General features: G+C 62.5%; 17 protein-coding genes and 1 pseudogene. 5 read left to right on the top strand and 13 right to left on the bottom strand.

Annotated features, from left to right (window positions below):
• Positions 1-80: 80 nt before the first annotated feature.
• Positions 81-839 carry a heme ABC transporter permease gene (locus tag CKW40_RS20615; protein ID WP_095201672.1) on the top strand — a complete coding sequence of 253 codons (759 nt, stop codon included), beginning with the start codon at positions 81-83 and terminating at the stop codon, positions 837-839.
• A gap of 32 nt (positions 840-871) precedes the next feature.
• Here the strand turns inward: CKW40_RS20615 and CKW40_RS20610 are convergent, their stop codons facing one another.
• A complete protein-coding gene (locus tag CKW40_RS20610; RefSeq protein ID WP_095201671.1) occupies positions 872-1,930 on the bottom strand; it encodes a D-TA family PLP-dependent enzyme in 1,059 nt (352 codons plus the stop codon).
• A gap of 187 nt (positions 1,931-2,117) precedes the next feature.
• On the opposite strand from CKW40_RS20610, the gene CKW40_RS20605 reads away from it, so the two are divergent.
• Complete coding sequence (locus tag CKW40_RS20605) at positions 2,118-2,804, top strand: D-lyxose/D-mannose family sugar isomerase (protein WP_095201670.1); 687 nt, start codon at positions 2,118-2,120, stop codon at positions 2,802-2,804.
• Between the two features lie 19 nt (positions 2,805-2,823).
• Here CKW40_RS20605 and CKW40_RS20600 read toward each other — a convergent pair whose 3' ends face one another.
• From CKW40_RS20600 to CKW40_RS20570, 7 genes are read right to left on the bottom strand one after another with little or no spacing between them, the layout of a single operon-like run.
• On the bottom strand, positions 2,824-3,105 hold the full coding sequence (locus CKW40_RS20600) for a hypothetical protein (protein ID WP_244571230.1): 282 nt from the start codon (positions 3,103-3,105) through the stop codon (positions 2,824-2,826).
• A 24-nt stretch (positions 3,106-3,129) separates the two neighbouring features.
• Positions 3,130-3,993, bottom strand: a complete 864-nt coding sequence (locus CKW40_RS20595) for an RDD family protein (protein ID WP_095201669.1) — start codon at positions 3,991-3,993, stop codon at positions 3,130-3,132.
• Positions 3,980-4,999 (bottom strand): stage II sporulation protein M, encoded by a 1,020-nt coding sequence (locus tag CKW40_RS20590; RefSeq protein ID WP_095201668.1) that lies wholly within the window; start codon positions 4,997-4,999, stop codon positions 3,980-3,982. The genes CKW40_RS20595 and CKW40_RS20590 overlap by 14 nt, the downstream gene beginning before the upstream one ends.
• Entirely contained in the window at positions 4,996-6,300 is a 1,305-nt protein-coding gene (locus CKW40_RS20585) for a DUF58 domain-containing protein (RefSeq protein WP_095201667.1), read from the bottom strand. The genes CKW40_RS20590 and CKW40_RS20585 overlap by 4 nt, the downstream gene beginning before the upstream one ends.
• On the bottom strand, positions 6,297-7,253 hold the full coding sequence (locus CKW40_RS20580; protein WP_095201666.1) for an AAA family ATPase: 957 nt from the start codon (positions 7,251-7,253) through the stop codon (positions 6,297-6,299). Before CKW40_RS20580 ends, CKW40_RS20585 begins: the two co-directional genes overlap by 4 nt.
• Entirely contained in the window at positions 7,240-8,454 is a 1,215-nt protein-coding gene (locus CKW40_RS20575; protein WP_095201665.1) for a DUF4350 domain-containing protein, read from the bottom strand. The genes CKW40_RS20580 and CKW40_RS20575 overlap by 14 nt, the downstream gene beginning before the upstream one ends.
• A complete protein-coding gene (locus tag CKW40_RS20570; RefSeq protein WP_095201723.1) occupies positions 8,451-9,077 on the bottom strand; it encodes a DUF4129 domain-containing protein in 627 nt (208 codons plus the stop codon). Before CKW40_RS20570 ends, CKW40_RS20575 begins: the two co-directional genes overlap by 4 nt.
• A 149-nt stretch (positions 9,078-9,226) precedes the next feature.
• Here CKW40_RS20570 and CKW40_RS20565 point away from each other — a divergent pair, with 149 nt between their 5' ends.
• Positions 9,227-10,009 carry a YciC family protein gene (locus tag CKW40_RS20565; RefSeq protein WP_095201664.1) on the top strand — a complete coding sequence of 261 codons (783 nt, stop codon included), beginning with the start codon at positions 9,227-9,229 and terminating at the stop codon, positions 10,007-10,009.
• A 12-nt stretch (positions 10,010-10,021) separates the two neighbouring features.
• The gene (locus CKW40_RS20560; RefSeq protein ID WP_143748347.1) at positions 10,022-10,786 is read left to right on the top strand and encodes a YciC family protein; all 765 of its coding nucleotides are present in this window, start codon (positions 10,022-10,024) and stop codon (positions 10,784-10,786) included.
• A gap of 706 nt (positions 10,787-11,492) precedes the next feature.
• Here CKW40_RS20560 and CKW40_RS20550 read toward each other — a convergent pair.
• From CKW40_RS20550 to CKW40_RS20540, 3 genes are all read right to left on the bottom strand, one after another.
• Positions 11,493-13,172, bottom strand: a complete 1,680-nt coding sequence (locus CKW40_RS20550) for a tetratricopeptide repeat protein (RefSeq protein WP_095201722.1) — start codon at positions 13,170-13,172, stop codon at positions 11,493-11,495.
• Positions 13,173-13,308: 136 nt separating this feature from the next.
• Complete coding sequence (locus CKW40_RS20545) at positions 13,309-14,022, bottom strand: hypothetical protein (RefSeq protein ID WP_095201721.1); 714 nt, start codon at positions 14,020-14,022, stop codon at positions 13,309-13,311.
• 175 nt (positions 14,023-14,197) lie between these two features.
• Positions 14,198-14,830 (bottom strand): hypothetical protein, encoded by a 633-nt coding sequence (locus CKW40_RS20540; RefSeq protein ID WP_095201662.1) that lies wholly within the window; start codon positions 14,828-14,830, stop codon positions 14,198-14,200.
• Between the two features lie 265 nt (positions 14,831-15,095).
• Here CKW40_RS20540 and CKW40_RS20535 point away from each other — a divergent pair, with 265 nt between their 5' ends.
• Positions 15,096-15,488 carry a hypothetical protein gene (locus CKW40_RS20535; RefSeq protein ID WP_095201661.1) on the top strand — a complete coding sequence of 131 codons (393 nt, stop codon included), beginning with the start codon at positions 15,096-15,098 and terminating at the stop codon, positions 15,486-15,488.
• A gap of 132 nt (positions 15,489-15,620) precedes the next feature.
• On the opposite strand, the gene CKW40_RS20530 is transcribed toward CKW40_RS20535, so the two are convergent.
• Together CKW40_RS20530 and CKW40_RS45585 are read right to left on the bottom strand one after the other, a co-directional pair.
• On the bottom strand, positions 15,621-16,001 hold the full coding sequence (locus CKW40_RS20530; protein WP_095201660.1) for a cupin domain-containing protein: 381 nt from the start codon (positions 15,999-16,001) through the stop codon (positions 15,621-15,623).
• 959 nt (positions 16,002-16,960) lie between these two features.
• Positions 16,961-17,157 (bottom strand): annotated as a pseudogene (locus CKW40_RS45585) (hypothetical protein).
• Between the last annotated feature and the right edge of the window lie 179 nt (positions 17,158-17,336).

Genomic DNA, 17,336 nt, shown 5'->3' with positions numbered 1-17,336 from the left:
CCCTCCCCACAAGGGGTAACAAAGCCTGCGACACCACCGCTCGATTGCCCCGATCGCGCCGGCGGTCTATGTAAAGTCGCATGAGCGACACGACTTCACGCCTGAGCGGCTGGATGGACCTTGCCAACCCGACACGCTTCGTCGCGTTGGCCGACAAGATCGTGCCGTGGCTGGCAACGATTGCCGCACTCATCCTTGCCGTCGGCCTCTATATGAGCTTCGCGGCGCCCGAGGATTTCCAGCAAGGCATCACCGTCCGCATCATGTACATCCACGTGCCTTTCGCCTGGCTCGCCATGATGTGCTACACGCTGATGGCGGTGTCGGCCCTTGGCACGCTGGTCTGGCGGCACCCGCTGGCCGATGTCGCGCTGAAATCGGCGGCTCCCATCGGCGCCGTCTTCACAGCACTTGCGCTGATCACCGGTTCGATCTGGGGCAAGCCGATGTGGGGCACCTGGTGGGTTTGGGACGCACGCCTGACCTCTGTCTTCGTGCTGTTCCTGATGTATCTCGGCATTATTGCGCTGACCCGCGCGCTCGACGATGCCAGCCGCGCCGCCTGGGCCGCCGCCATCATCACGCTGGTCGGCTTCATCAACATCCCGATCATCAAATTCTCGGTCGACTGGTGGAACACGCTGCACCAGCCGGCCTCGGTGTTCCGCCTCGGCGGCCCGACCATTGATCCCAGCCTGCTATGGCCGCTGCTGGTCATGGCTGTCGGCTTCACGGTGCTGTTCTTCGCCTTGCACCTGATGGCGATGCGCACCGAAATCCGCCGCCGCCGGGTGATCGCGATGCGGCGTGTGGCGGCGCGCCAAGCGGAGCGGGCTTAACCTTCTCCCACAGGGAGAGAAGGGTGGGCCACTCATCCCATTTTCCCCCGCGCTGCCACCGGCAGTGTGTCCAGCACCTTCTCGCCGTCGATGAGATTGACCTCATTGAACAAATTGGTGACGACGCAACAATGGTCAGGCACCACGCGCACGCGCTCGCCGATGCGCAGCTTCGCGTCACCGGAAAGCGTGACGGTGCCGTGTTCTTCGCTGAGCCCGGTGACCCTTGCGTCGGGAGCGCCGAGCAGCTCGCCAAAATCCTTCAGCCCGAGCGTGTCGCTGGACAGCGCCTTGCTGCCGCTGTCCAAAATGGCGCGTGTTGGCGTCGGACGGCTGACCACCGTCGACAGCACCGTCAGCGCGCAATCGTCCAGGGTGCCGACGCCTTTGGCGACCTGATAGCGGTCGAGATAGATGTAGGTGCCGGGGCGGTATTCGGTGACGACGGATGCTTCGCTGGAGCGCCACATATCAGGCGTGCCGCCGCTGGAGATGCGCTCGCAGGCGAGACCAGAAGCGGCCAGCGCCTGTTTGGCACCAGCGAGCCAGGCTTCGGCCTCGGCCGCGCGGCCGGCGGCCGGATAGGTCATCAGCCCGCCGAAGGCGAGACCACCGGCCTTGTCGATCAGCCTTGCCAGCGCCACCGCTTCATCGGACGTTTGCACGCCGCAGCGGCCCATGCCGGTGTCGCATTCGACCAGCACCGGCAGGGGGTGGCCGGCATCGGTGAAAGTCGCTGCGAGCCCCTCCAGCGTCTCCATGCTGTCCGCTGTGACCGACAGGGTGACGCGACCGTGCAGCGCCTTCAGCCGTTCAAGCTTGGCACGGCCGAGAATGTTGTAGGGCAGAAAGATGTCGGACAACCCGGCATCGGCCATCACCTCGGCCTCGCCGATCTTCTGGCATGTGATGCCGACGGCACCTGCCGCCACCTGCTTCTTCGCCCAGTAAGGCAGCTTGTGCGTCTTGATGTGCGGCCTGAGTTTTAGCCCGTTTCTGTCGGCATGGGCCTGCGCGCGGGCAATATTGGCTTCAGCGCGCGCGGCGTCGATCAGGATCGACGGCGTATCGAGGTCGTGGATCGTCGGCATCTTCTATTCCTGTGAGAATTCGCAGGGTTTATGAGCTTGAAAGCGCGTGATGTCACGCGGCCAGCGGACCGGATCGGTGGGCCATCCGCGTGTTGCCAAGGGCGGGGCAGGCGGCAAGGTGGATCGACACCGCAGCGGCGTTCGGCTATGCGATTTGTCGAAAAAGTCGACACGAAGGACCACGATCATGAAACGCTCCGCCATCAACGACATCATCCGCGAAGCCGACGCTTTCATCCGCTCGTTCGGCTACATCATGCCGCCCTTCGCCTACTGGTCGCCGGAGGAGATGAAGGCGCGCCAAGTCGATTCCTCGGCGATCTATACCTCGCGGCTCGGCTGGGACATCACCGACTACGGCCAGGAGAAGTTCAAGGAGCTCGGCCTGTTCCTGTTCACCGTGCGCAATGGCCGCTACGAGGACATGAAGAAGGGCATGGGCATGCTCTATGCCGAGAAGATCATGATCTCGCGCAAGGACCAGTTGTCGCCGATGCACCGCCACAACATCAAGGCCGAGGACATCATCAACCGTGGCGGCGGCAAGCTGGTGCTGGAACTGTTCATGCACGATCGCGACGGCGGCATCGACCCCAAGGCTGAGGTGTCGGTGCCGGTCGACGGAACCATCCACCGACTGCCCGCGGGCGGTCTGCTCAAGCTCGACCCGGGCCAGAGCGTCACGCTTTTGCCCGGCGTCTGGCACGCCTTCTGGGCCGAGGGCAAGGATGTGCTGATCGGCGAGGTGTCGACGGTCAACGACGACCTCACCGACAATGTCTTCCGCGAGCCGATCGGCCGCTTCTCCAACATCGACGAAGATGTCGCCCCGGTGCACCTGCTGGTGGCCGACTATGAGAAGTGGCTGAGGTGAGGCAGTCCTCGCTGCCTCCCTATGCGGTATGATCGAGGATTCCGCGAAGTCTGCGGACTTCGGCTACGAGGCGAGGGATGTCCTGGCGTGCGGCTGCTATGAAATCTTGGTCAGCGACAGTAGCACCGCTCAGTTCGATATCTTCGCCTCGGTCAGCTCCTTCCCCGGTTTGGATGAAATTCGATCCGCTTAGAAAATCCCGGCCCTCGATCCATGACTTCCACGGACCGCACTGGGCCGCAGCCGCCCGGGCCTCCATGTCCTGAAGTTCGAGGTCGGACGGCGACGTGTTCATGTTCATAGCAGGCTCGTTGGCTGTGGGTTGCTACCGCGCATATTTGTCGGCCTTGCGGTTTCCAAGCAGAAGCTTGCGCTCCAGATGCGCCCTCAACTCACCGTAATAGGCGGTCAAAAAGGCCTTTGAATCGACAGGCTCGATCTTCGCGCCGATCTTGCCGCCGATGGTCTCGGCAACGGCCTTCATCGCGAAATAGTCGTCGCGGCGCAGCACTTCCTCCAGCTTGTGCAACTCGGCGATGCCATAGGCGTCGAGCTGCGCCGGGCTGAAATGGAAGCGCTTGGCAATCGGGTCTTGGCGCTGCGAAAGATCCTCGACCAGCTTGAATTTCGGCGTCTCTACCACCCAGGTTCCGGCTAGCAGGTCGCCGATGCGCAGGCGATCGCGGTTGAACAGCAGGAACAGCGAAAACAGCAGCGCCCACACCAGTCCGAAAATCGTCGACAGCGTGTCGGCGACGCCGGCGCCGCCGCGCGCGGCGATGATCGACAGCGGCAGGAAAACCTCGATCTCGCGCATCAGGTTGCGCGCGATGACCTGATCGATGGTGAGACCCGCGCCACTGCGCGAGGCGACCCGCACGCCGACGATCCGCTTGCCGGGCGTCGCGGCCCGCCGCCCCGCCTCGAAGGCGATGAAATAGACGTTGCGCAGCAGGAAGATGAAGATCATCCAGACGATGAAGAGCGGCTCCGCCTCCTTCACGCCAAGGCCGCCGAGGCCGAAGATGACGACGAGGGTGACCACAACAGCGGCGGCGACGATGATCACCACATCGAGCAGGAAGGCTGCGGCCCGTGTGCCGGCGTCGGCCAGCTTGACCCTGAGATCGACGCCTTCCGGCGTGATCAGCGGCCTCGTTAGCGCGGCAGGGTTCCTAGCCGTTGCCATGCCGCACCATCCGGAACAGGTAGAAATAGGCGATCCATAACGCCAGCATGCCGCCACCTATGGCGTAGCGCGTCGCATCGCTGGTGATCGTCTGCCGGCCGATGCCTTCGAGCAGGCCGGCAAACAGAAGCATGATCATGACGCCGACCATGGCGGTCGCCGCCACCCGCCCCGCCTGGGCCGCGGCCGCCATCCGGGTCAGTTCCCCGGGGAAGGCGATGCGTGTGCCGATCCGCATGCCGGCCGCGCCAGCCAGCGCGATGGCGAACAATTCCGTCGTGCCGTGGATCGACAGCCAACCGCCGAGCTCGAAGCCCAACCCCTTGGCCGCGTAGACCTGGAACAGCGCGCCCAGCATGCATCCGTTCATCAGGATCAGCAGCACGCTGGGCACCGCGAAAGCGAAGCCCAGTGCAAAAGCCAGGATCGCCACCTGCGTGTTGTGGGTGAACAGATAGGCGGCGAAGCCGGACAGGAAATGGTCGCCGCCGTTGTCATAAAGCACGTTGCGCAGCGTCTCCACCGACGAGTCCGGATTGCGCCCGCCGGCGAGGCTGGGCGCAATGATGGCGTCGTACCAGCGGCTGTCGGAGGCTACCAGCCAGTAGGCGGCAATCGCGCCGATCACCGTCAGTCCGACCGAGACCCAGGTCTCGCGCCACAGATCGCGGATCGCCGCCGGCCAGTCGCGCAGGAAGAAATCGCCGACACGCTGCCTCAGGCCGCGCCGTGCGCCATAGAGGTAGAAATAGCCGCGCAGGCAGAGTGCCTCGAGATAGGCGATCAGCGCGCTGTCGAGCGACGTCGCGCGCGCCACCGAAAGCGAGGACAGTGCCGAACGGTAAAGCAGTGGCAGCGACAGCAACTCGTCTTCCGAAAGTGTACGCGGCGCGCGTTTCTCGACGCGCGCAAGCAGCGCCTCGAACGCCTTCCAGTCGGCTTCGCGCTCCTGGCGGAAGCTTGCCAGCGACTGGCGTACGGCATCGGTGCCGGCGGGCAGCGTCATAAGAGGTTTTCCTCCTTGAGCTGGATATAGCGTTCGACCAGCGCCGGACCGAGCCGCTGGTGGTCGGCCTCGATCACATGCGCGCCCAGCAGCCGCAGCCGGCCGATCACCACTTGCCGCTCCCGAAGCAGGCCGCCCGCGGTGACTGCGCGGGCCACATCCTCGGGCTTCGTAGGTTGCATGTCGGCCAGCGTCTCCAGTTCGACATCCTTCATCAGCATGAACAAAACCAGATGCCGCTCGGTCAGCCGGCCCACGGTGCGCAGCATCAGTTCGGCGCTGATCGGGTCGACGAAATCGGTGAAGACGATGACCAGCGAGCGCCTGTCGAGCTTGGCCGCCAATGTCGTCAGGGCGAGCGTGAAATTGGTCTCCTCGCTGGAATAGTCGATCTCGGCCGCACGCTTCTGGATCATCATGAAACTCGCCGAGCCGCGCACGGCGCCGCTCGAGACGCGCGGCCTGGCGTCGAAGGAGAACAGGCTGACGAGGTCGCCGCCCTTGAGCGCAATGAAGGCCGACAACAGCGCTGCCGTTACCGCCCGGTCGACTTTCGGCACACCGTCGACCGGTTCGCACATCAGCCTCCCGCTGTCGATCGCCAGCACGATGTTGTTGTTCTCCTCGACCCTGAACTCGCGCGCCAGAAGCTTGCCGTGGCGCGCGCTGCGCTTCCAGTCGATCATCCGCCGGCCCATGCCTGGCTGATAGTCCTTCAGCGCCTCGAACTCGCGGCCCTGGCCGGCCCGCCTTTGCGCGTGGCCGTCGGCGAGCGCGGAGCGCTGCAGCAAGGTGATCGCCTCGTCGCGTGCGCTGCTGACATCAGGCAGTATCGCCACCTTGCGGTCCATCGGCAGGACGACCTGGTTCCAGATCAGCCCGAACGGGCCGTTCCAGCGCAACCAGATCCGGTCGAAACTGGCAATGCCGCGCCTCCGTGCCGTGAATTCGAGATCGAGCGTGCCGCCTTTCGCCGGCAACGCGCCGCCTGTGCGGGTGACCGGCTCAACACGCTGATCGTGGCCGACGCGCGCTTGCAACATACGCGCCCGCTGGCCGAGGCTGGCCGCGACATGTACGGTAAAACGCCCGCCGACGCCGACCTGCGGCGGTGCCGAAAGACTGGCGCTGAGTGAGGCGCGTCCGCGCCCGGCCGCTGCATCGACCGCCAGGAAGGCGAGCAGAATGCAGATCCACAACAGGCCGAGATACCAGAAGGAGGGCAGTGCAAGCGCGATCAGGAAGGCGGGGATGGCACCCGCCGCGGCTGCCCAAACCGCTTTGCCGCTTGGGTAGATCAACGGGGCGCTGCCGTCTGGTCGACAAGGTCCGAGACGATCTGCTCCACCAGCCGTCCGTCGATCTGCGCCGCCGGCGACAGGATGACGCGGTGGCGCAGCGCTGGCACGGCCAGCGCCTTCACGTCGTCGGGAATGACATAGGCGCGGCCGTCGAGCGCTGCCCTGGCACGGGCGGCACGCGCCAGCATGGCGCCGGCGCGAGGACTGGCGCCAACCTCCAGATCCGGGCTTTCGCGGGTGCCGCGCACAAGGGCTGCGATGTAGCCGACGATATCGTCGACCAGCGTGACATCGCCGACGGTGGCAAGTGCTGCCTCCAGCGTCTTGCGGTCGGTCTGCGCCTTGATGCCGTATTGCTTGATGTCGTGCGAGGCGGAACCGCCGCCGTGATGCACGATGATGGCACGTTCCTCCTGTGCATCGGGATAGCTTACCCGGTGCTTGAACAGGAAACGGTCGAGCTGGGCTTCGGGCAGGGGATAGACGCCCTGATGCTCGATCGGGTTCTGCGTCGCCACCACCATGAAGTTCTGGCTGAGCGCATGCGTCGTGCCGTCGAAGGTGACGGCATGTTCCTGCATGGCTTCCAAGAGTGCGGCCTGCGTCTTCGGCGGCGTGCGGTTGATTTCGTCGGCAAGCAAGAGGTCGCAGAAGATCGGTCCGCGCGTCAGCGTGAACTGCCCGCTCTGGAAATTGTAGATGTTGGAGCCGACGATATCGCCAGGCATCAGGTCGGGCGTGAACTGGATGCGGCCATAGGCAACGCCGAGTGCTTGCGCGAAGCATCGCGCGGTCATCGTCTTGGCGGTTCCCGGCGGGCCTTCGAGCAATATGTGTCCGCCGGCGAACAATGCCGTCAGCATCAGATCGACCGTGTCGTGCTGCCCGGTGATCGCTTTCGCCACTTCTTCCCTGATCGCGGTCGCCAGGGCCTTCACATCATCGACGTTCACCGAGCCTCCTTGTCGTCCAGTCATGCAGCGCCTGTGCTGCTTCATGCATTTGAGCCAGATTCCCAGCTTCGTTCGCGGCCTTGAAGCGACGGCTGAAACCCTGCGGTTCGCCGCGGTCGCGGGAATCGAGCCAGCGGTCGAGCGCTTCGCCTGGCAAGCCTTGCGGCGCGCCGAGCAATGCGCTGGCGCGCGCACGCATCAGCATCGCATAACGGTCGCCGAGCTCCTCGATCCGCCCGGCGCGTTTCAAAAGCATCGCCGTCGTGTCGACCAGCGCCCGTTTGCCGAAGGCGATGGCGCGGCCCTCCGTGCGCGGCGGTCCGAACCGGCCGAGCCCGTGCAGGAAGGCAAGTGCGGCGGCCGCCAGCACCGACAGCGTTAGCGCCAGGAAGGGCGGCTCGACCAGGAGTTTCGCCAGATCGTATTTCTGCCCGATGCCATGCAATGTCAGGTCGAACATCACCGCGCCCTTGCCGGGCTCCAGCATGGCTATCATGTCGAGTGCCGCCGCCGCCTTTTGCGGATCCTTCAGCGCCGCATTGTTGATGAGATCCGGGTCGGTCAGGATGTAGAACGGCTCTTTGTCGAGCTCGGTGAGAACGGCTCTTCCTGTACCCGCCGCGATCAAGGGGTGATTGTCGGCCACCCACTTCAACTCGTCGGGCGCAGCGACTGTACGGCCTTCGACATCAAGTTGTTTTATGGTGCTGTCGCCTTCACCGAGCTTTGCCTTGGTGATGCGGCCGAGCCAGTCGTTGACGACCGTATCGGGCAGCCGTTCGATCTTCATCTCCCAGCCTTCATGGTCTTGCTGCGGCAAGGTGATCCATTTGGGCAACACGAACAGCGTGGCCTTGCCCGAGCGAAGCTTGACGATTCTCGCCAGCGCAGCCGGATCGCTGTTCGGCGCGATGGTGACGATCAGCAGGAAACGCGATGCCAAGCCGGAACTTAGAGCCTCCTCGCTTCGGGCCATGGGCGCCGACTGTCCATTGGCAAGTTTCAGCCATTCGACGAGCCCGGCATAGCCGGAGCCGCCCTTGGAGAGAGGCGTGCCGCCACCTTCCGGCTGGCGGAAGTCGGGCGCGTAGGTCGACAGCAGGAAAAATCCCGCCGCCGCGAGCAGGCTGGCAAAAATGCCCCAGAACAGGGTTTTTCGGCTGAACGGTTCCTGCACCGCCTCGACGGTCGGCGCGCTCATGTCCAGGCATCCCGGAAGGCGAAGCGCTCATAGGCGCCGCGTGCTTGCTGCCAGCCCTCGGCCCCAACCGGCCGGCGGGCGAACAGGGCAGCCTCGACGATGCGCGCGATCTCGCTGAATGCCTGGCGCGCCCGCGACGGCAGCGATGGGGCCGTGGCAATGTCGCGCGACGTCAGCGACGGGCGCAGGAAGTCGGGCAGTCGCCCCGCAATGTCGGCGACGCTGCGCCGAAGCAGAAGATGCACCGCCTCCTCATAGTCGCCGCGTGCGGCGAGTGCGTCGGCCTCGGACAGCAGGATCTGCGCCGCCGCGGCGTCCGGGCGCCATGCCTCTTCAGCCTCGGTCTCCTTGCGGGCGCGCCGCCACGGCAGGCGCCAGGCCACCCCCTTCGCTTCGAGGGCGACGAGAAGCGCGATGACTGCGACGCCGGTGATCACAGCGCCCCAGAACAGATAGATCATGTAAGGGCCGATCTTCGCCAATGCGTCCAGAAAAGGCCTCAGCCATTCCGGCGGCGTGGGCTGAACCAGCGTCGGCAGGTCAAACTGGATCGAATCGTCCGACAGCAGCTGCTTGTGTAGCTTTGCCAGCCATTCGGCGTCCTGCGGCTGTGCGACTGTCACCCGCTCGCCCCTCTGCAACCTGCGGTTCGGCGCCGACACTGGCAATACGCCTCGACAATTGCAAGTCCACTGGACGAAGCCTTTCAATCTTGGCAGATTTACTTTCGATGTCGGCCGTTTGGATGCGGCGGCGACCGGGGGGAAATGTCATGACCACTGCGACACTGGGACAACCCAGCCGGTTCGAGATCGGCAGGGTGTTCAACAACACCTTTGCCGTCATCGGCCGCAACATCGGGCTTTGCCTTGGCCTTGCCGCACTGTTCGCGGGCGTGCCGACACTGCTTATCCGGTTGTGGACCCAGCCGCAGATCGACGCGATGTTGCATGGCGATCCGGGCGCGATGGCGGATCCCCATGCGATGTTTCGCAATTCCTACCTCAGCCTTATCGCCGGGCTGGTTTCCTTCGTTTTCACGCTGCTGCTTCAGTCGTCGCTGGTCCGGGCGACCATCGAGGACCTGAATGGCAGGCGACCGTCCTTCGGCGATTGCATTCAGATTGCGGTCCGCTTCCTGCTGCCGACGCTGGCGATTGGCTTCCTCGTCGCCCTTGGCGCCGGCCTTGCCATGCTGGCCCTGATCGTGCCCGGCATCATCTTGTGGCTCGGATGGTCGATGTCGGTGCCGGTCCTGATCCAGGAGCGGCGGGGCGTATTCGGTTCGATGTCGCGCAGCCGCGCCCTGACAAAGGGCAACCGCTGGTCGCTGTTTGGCCTGTTTCTCATACTGATGATCATCGCGATGGTCATCCAGTGGGGGATATTGCTGGTTTTCGTCCTGTTTGGTGGAATTCTGGCCCAGTTGGGCGCTGCACTGGTGCAGACCGTGGTCTCGATGGTGCTGTCGATCGCCGCCGCGGTCAGCTATGTCGAACTGCGCCAGGTCAAGGAAGGCGCAAGCATCGACGAACTGGCGAAGATATTCTCGTAGGCGCCCATTTTGATGTCCTCTGCAGTACTGGAGCGGGCCGACCGATTCCGAATCGGCCGGGTGTTGAATGACAGTCTGGCGGTCATTTACCGCAATCCTGTGCTGTGCCTCGGCCTCGGCGCTGTTCTCTACGCCGTGCCGAGGTTTGGCCTCTCGTTCTGGTACGTCGAGGCGACCTTCGCCAGTGGCAGTTCCGGGTTGGCCCTCTTGAGCCAGTACCAGATATTCGTCATTGCCGGCCTGCTTTTCTATGTCGGCGTGATCGCCATCTTGCAGACAGCCCTTATACGCGCGGCCATTGTCGATATGCAGGGCGAAAAACCTTCCCCAGGTGATTGCCTGGCTGTCGCCATTGCCATGTTTTTTCCGGTCCTGCTGACCTCGTTGGTGGTGACGCTGGCCATCGTGCTGGGGCTGGTCCTGCTGATCGTACCCGGAATCCTGCTTCTGCTTCGCTGGTCGGTCGCGATGCCGGTCCTGATCCAGGAAAGACGAAATATTCTCGACAGCATGGCGCGCAGCCGAGACCTGACCAAGGAGAGCCGCTGGGCATTGCTCGGGCTGTGGCTGATCCTCATACTGGGTGGAACGCTGGTGGGTGTCGTGGCGCCTCGCCTCGTCGTTCCCTTGAATTTCACCTTCGGCTTGATTGTCGAAGCCGTGGTGAAGGCGGCTGTGACGGTGCTTTCATCGGTTGCCGCCGCAGTCAGCTATGTCGAATTGCGGCAGCTCAAGGAGGGCACCAGCGTGGAACAACTGGCTGAGATATTCTCGTAGCGAACGGCGCCGTTCGCATGAGGGCGACGCCCAATTCAATGACAGCAGCAAGGATCTGATTGCACGCTCATCCGGCACAGGCATGAAGACTGGATCAAGGGCGACAAGGCTTAAGGGTTTGAGGATAGGTCTGCCGAGTCCGACGCCAATTTGCGGCAGCTTCATCAAAATGGATGGCGACTTTCGGCCGCGCCTGTGGTGGCATCCTGCCCAGGTGGAGTGCGGCCCACCGGAGCAACAGGTGGTTCCATCCTTCCGGTGAGTGGGCCAACTCGCTCATTGAGCGGGCCTCTTAATAGGCTCCGACCGAGGAGAGTCGATATGCAAGATCCTGCCGAGAGGAACAAAAGGCCGCCTCGTGCCCAACCAGCCGAAGATGAGCGCCTGGCGCGGCTCGAGAAAACAGCCAGGCTCAAGCGGCTTCGATCTTACGCTTCCTGGCTTGCGCCTGACGCATACGCCCAATTTCACGACGAGATCGACTGCTCTGCGCTAATTGAGGAAAGCCGTTCATTGAGCCTGGCCTGATCGGCTGATGCCGTTTTCCGTCGCCTGATCAAGAATTGCGCGCAGCGTACTTCAGCGATCAAGCGAGGACTGTCCGCGCTGCGGCCATAAAATCCTGATCCAAGGCCTGGTCCGGGCGGTGGCGGCTCGGGCTTCCATCAAGGCCGGGTTCGGATAGAAACATCCTCAGATCGGAATCTCAGTGACAGCAGCTGCGCTGCACGCTCGTCCGGCACAGGCATGACGAACTGATCGCCACATCTGCCTTGGCCAATGCCGTGGTAAGCTTTGCCTGCAGCAGCGGCAGCTCTTCGCTCTCACCGCTATGCCTCAAACATTCCACCAGCCCGTGCAGCGCCCAGACATTGTCCGGATGCTGGGCGCAGCGCTGCACCTTGCCGCTCAGGCCGAGATCGTCGCGATAGACCTGCTCGGCTTCCTCAGCATGGCCCTGGCCGAGAAGCAGTGCCGCCAGCGCATGGCGGGGAGGGTGCATCCACGCCCATGGCTCGGTGTAGGAGAGGTTGTCGTCCAGCTCGACCGCTTGCCGCAAATGGGCGTAGGCTTCGTCGTGCCGGCCCTGATGGTAGGCAAGCTCGCCATCGAGCAAGGCGGCACCGACGGCGAGCGAGGCGCGGGTCGGGTTGCTGAGGAAACGCCGCTCGGCCGGAATGTCCGCCACATGCCGATGGAACTGGTCGCGCTCGCGCTCGGCCCCAGCGAATTGCCGCAGCGTCGCATGCGCGACACCCTTGGCATAATGCTGCATGGCCGCCGTCAGCACATAGAGGCCGGGCTCTTCGACTGGCGGCTCGTCGATGATCTCCTGCCAGCGGCCGAAGCGCACCTGCACATGCGATTTCATCGCATGATAACCTTCCACTGTTTGCGTCAGCTTGGGCCGGTCCTGGATGGCGACCACGTCGCGCGTCACCAGGCTGCGCACCTTGTCGGCGGCCCACAGCGCCGGCCGATACTGGCCAAGGAACATGCAGGTGAACATCATCAGATGCAGATCGTGGCAGCAGCCGAGCAGGTAATAGGTCGGCTCGTCGGCATAGGCGAGATAAAGGTCGTTGGCGCGGACCGCCTTTTCGCTCGCGATCTTCGCCTTCTCATAGTCCCCGCACAGCACATGGATATGCCCCGGCATATGGTTCATGTGCCCGGCATCGGGGCACATTTCGCCAAGCCGATCGGCCGAGCGCAAGCCGCGTTCCGGCATGGTGGACATTTCCAGCAAATGGATGTGCAGGTGCAGGATCGCCGGGTGTTGTGCGGCACCCGCCTCGTCGGCGAGCCGGATCGACCGCTCGCAAACCTCCAGCGCTTCAAGCACGTCCGAATTCGGCGCCGGTGCACCGGTCTTGAGGTTCCACAGCCGCCGCACCGTGCGCATCATCAGCGCCTCGACCAACAGCGCCATCACATCATGGTCGTCGGGAAAATCCTGGTACACCTGCCGCATCGCGGCGGCATAGGCATCATCCCACTGTTCGAATTCCTGCGGGCTCACTCTGTGCAGCTTCTGGAAACGGCGGGCCAGCGCCTCGATCAATCGTCGTTCGATCTCGCTGGCGCCAGCCGCGTTGGCCCGTGCCAGCTGGACATGCTCGAAGCAGCGCTTGGTCGCGCTGTTGGCCTCGGCCTCGCCATGTTCCTTCCAGGTCAGGTTATAGAAAGGCCCGGCGGCATAGGCGATGCCCCAATGCACGAAAGCGCAGACGGGATCGGTCTCCAGCGCTCTCTCGAAGCACTTGATGCCTTCCTCATGGTTGAAGCCGTAGCACCAGTTGAGCCCGATATCGAACCAGCGCTGGGTCTCAGTGGAGCGCGTGGAGATGGGGCGGCGATAGGTGCCGAGATTGAAGCGGTCCATGTCTTCCATTCGAAGTTTGGTGAGCCGCGAGGCACGCTCAGGCCAGATTCCTTGGCCATCAATGTGTGCCGAAATCTATAGGCATGGCAACGCCACGAGTGCCATTGCCAGTGTTTGAGAGGGCAAGGCTGGTGTTTCACCGGCACGGGATCTTAAACGCTCCGGAACTCAACGAATTGGCGAGCCTGTTCGAGGCAGACAATGTCCCAGATCGGGCACCGTCGAAGCGAATTCCGCAATAATCGGGCAGCCACTTCAATATCTCTTCTATGGGGCCGGCTGTCACTCGTTCACGGGTGACCTCCAGTGCAATGCGTTTCAGGGATACACCCGGTCCAAAAGTCGCCTCAAGGTTATGGGGATCGACCTCTCTCACTGATTTCGGGTCGGAAAGGTCATCAAACGTCACCAGTTCCGGATAAAGGCTGTAAGGCACGAAACCTGTCCCGTGCTCGGTGCTCAGCGCACTGAAGATCTGAGAACTGGTTTCGCTCGCCTTGAAATGGAAAGAAACCATCGCGCGCTCGGTCTCACGATCGTTGAGCAGCGCAAAGAGATACCTGCCAGGCGAGACCTCCACAAACGATGACTCTCCCCTGATCGTGCCGTGCAAGTTTCCTGCGTTGGTCGGGACCCATTTGGGCGCCATGCTTATGGCTGCCGAGATGGTGCTTCCCCCTGACACAAGGCCACCAGGGGTATTCACCTCAAGCACGAGCTTTTGATGCCATCCCCAACTCCGGAATCCAAGTAACCTTGGCCCCAGGAACCAGACAGCAAGAGCGGCAGTGATGACGATGACGATGACCTTGTTACTACGTCTCAACGCCAGCCCTCCCTCGATGATCATCGAGTTTGCCTGTATAGGCGTCATTCATGAATGAAGACTTGGTCCAGCGCATTTCGCCATCCAAGACTGCAAACAGCCTGCTTTGGGAATTTCGCGAGAAACTTCTGGCTGGGGTTCCTGGATTCGAACCAGGTTTTGGGTGACCACAACGGGGACTGTCGGTGGCGCTCAGCCCCTAGTTGGTCCCGTCGTGCAGCGCTTCGTTTTGCCAGCCGGCCAGCTCGGGCAGGTCGTCAAGCCAACTTTTCTCGCTCATCAAGGCATCGCTGGCCTGCGGTGCAGCCTCTGTGGCGTTTTGGATCAGCCAGTCCACCCACTTCCGATAGGCAACCGGATCAAGCTGGGGCGGCAGCACCTTGGCCTTCAGCAGCATCCGCTTGCGGAAACTGGTCTGCCGGCGGAGTTTGGTCGTCGTGAACTTGATGACCTTGCCTTGATAGTCAACCGTCCAGCGGTCGCCCCCAAGACTGACAAGGCTGTCGATGACGAAACCGGCATCAACCGGCCGATCCCGCCAGGGAAGCTCGATGGCATTCTTCCTCAGATCGAGTGCCCAACGCCTGTAGCTGGCCCCCGCACGCTGGGGCGGCAGCACACCGGCCTGTTCGAGCATCTTTCTTCGGAAGGTAGGCTGCTTCTTGAGCTGACCGGTTGTGAACTCGACGCGATGCCCACGAAACTCGACATGCCAGCGGATCCTTCCGTTGCCGACATACTTCACCAGCCTGTCGATAAGGAATTCGCCATCGGCGAGCGTCACGCAGCCTTGGCTGATGCTTTCGAGAATGAACTCAGTGTCTGTGACCACTACGCGGCCTCGTGCAGGAAACGTTTACGCAACTTAGCCATTGGAGCGCGCCAGCGGCCACCAATCTTTTTGTCTTGCAAATCTCACCTGCCTCAAGCCGCTCAAAGTGATGAGCCGTTCGTGTTTTCGGGACGGGAAGCTGGATTCAGGTGCTGCGCATCAGCCAGCCTCGGCTGCCTTGGCCTTCCATCCTGACACGAATGTGCAAACCGTCGTGTTACGGTCCAATGGTGTCATGTCATCGAACTGATAGCCATCGAAGCAAATGGGAGAGTTCGCCACGTCCAGGATCAATCGCCGCGCCTTGCTTTTCCACTCCGGCAGCGCAGTCGTCGCCTCGACGGCAGCGGCAACGGCACTCGGCATAGAGCCGCCGGGCCAAGACCAGGAACCGTCCGATAGGCTGCGAGAGCTGCTTGAGGCGCACAGGATTGCATATGCGGCGTTCGGCAAGGCGCTGCACGGCATAGGCGGCGACTCCGACAGAGCCAGCCGGGAGGAGGAGAGGGCGCTGCTCGCCATCTGCGGCTATGCCGCGGTCGAGGAAGGCGATCGCCTGGCCAAGGCCCAATATCTTTTGGAGATAGAGGCGCGCGGCGAACTCGACCTCCCGGAGCATATGCAGGCCGTTCTCCGATCGACGATGTGGAAGGGATGAGGCGACCCGGCGCGCAACCACGACGATGTCATCGCGCTGATATTTGCGGCGGTTGTGGACTACATATTCATGTCGTGGCATCAGCCTCGCCGCCCGACGCGAACCTTTTAGCCAACCGGTTTGCAGCCTGCCTTACGCCGGCTTGGCGTATTGCTCGGCGCTCATGACCTCGATGCAGACGAAGCGTTCGTTGCCTTCCACCCAGGCGTCGTGGCCGGGCGGGATCGTATAGGACGTACCCTTCGTGAAGGTTTTCTGAGTTCCGTCGTTCATCCTGATGGTGATGGTTCCGGAAACGACGTAGCCGACATGCGATACCTGACAGCTATCCGTCTTGACGACCGGCTTCACACATTCGGACCATTTCCATCCCGGCTCCATATTGAGCCGCCCGAGCGTAAAGCCTGGAAGCCGCACCACCTCAACGCGTGTCTTGGCGGGCGAGCGAACTTCATCCGGGTTGTCGTGAGATTTGGATTCAAGTTTGGTGACATTCATTCCACCATCGGCCATGGCATCCTCCCATACGCGACGCGGAGCCAGACGCTGGCACTTTTTCATTATGTTAGCAATTGCTTTTATATCGCGAAGGTCGACTACAGCCGGCGCTCACCCACCTAAACGGGTGACCTGGAATGCCCTACATCAGGACAATTGCTATACGAATCCCTCACCCACAAAGTTGCCGGCAATGGTCAAGCACGCCGCGCGGGGGCGAAGCGTTGCTCCTGCCTGGAAAACATTAAGCTTCCGCGATCACGCCATAACGCCGGCCCGATAAATCGGCCATCTGTGCGGCGCGGCGGACCTGTTTCCGCCTGGCCGGCGCCTTTACCCAACGCCACCCGCCCAACGGGCGCCGGCCATTTTCAAGGGAACATCCTGACGTCGGCGACGTTTGCGCGGATGGCTCTCGTTACCGGGTTCGCATCAGCAGTGGTCGTTCTCTTTGTCGTGTTGCTGTTCACTCAGGCAGCTCGAGATCTTCAAAGCTCGCCGATCGATCACCGGATATGTCGCCGACTGCGCCGAGCCCTTTAGCGCTTCTTCGGCTTCGGGGTAATCTCCTCGACCCGCGCTCTACGCCGTCCTGGACCATCGCCTGTTCAAGCGCCTCGGCTTCTGCCTTGTCTTTAGTGGTGAGGACGGTCTGCCAGTGCTGCTTGTCGAAGACGCTAACGACATACGTGGTTGCAGGCTTGTCGGTCGTGGCTGCCCCTTGGAAAGTTGGAAAAGCCCGCGCACGATCTTCGGCAGGGTATGGAGGGCACCGCCTGCCGCACGGATCGGGGGGCGCAAAAGAATGGCCGGTGCAGGGATGCTTGGGTTGGAAGCGGGCGGCACCGGCCATTGCGGGTTAGGCTTCGATTTGGGATCGTCCCCCGCACTGCCTAAGTTATAAGCATATTAGCGATTGCTCAACTAAGACCGAAGTCCCTACCCACAGGGGGCCGAACTGGTCCCGTGGTGTTCTACTGGATGAACTCGACGTCCTTGCCAGTGACATCCCTCACCGCCTTCAACAATACTTCATGCAGGGTTCGCGTTGCGCGGTAGTGATCGCAGGTAGGCGATATGAGCGGTTCACGATGCTCTTGTGCAGCGCTTCCGCTGCCACCAGGAAGCGCTCGATTTCAGCCTGCGATAACTGTTTGGAAGGTTCGGCGATCTCCGTTTTGGGTGGGGCGCCGCAACGGGGAGGATTGTCCTGTACTTCCCTCACCTGCCACCTGCTACAGGTTGTGTAGCGGATTTACGCATTCTTGAGCACGTTAGCGCATCGTAATGAGCGGACATGCTAAGTATCTCGTACATGGCTAAAGGCCCCGGCGATTCACCCTGCGCCGG

The sequence above is a fragment of the Mesorhizobium carmichaelinearum genome (genome assembly GCF_900199455.1).
GTDB lineage: Bacteria > Pseudomonadota > Alphaproteobacteria > Rhizobiales > Rhizobiaceae > Mesorhizobium > Mesorhizobium carmichaelinearum.
The sequence above is the reverse complement of the archived record's forward strand: the minus strand, read 5'-3'. Positions and strand labels throughout refer to the sequence as shown.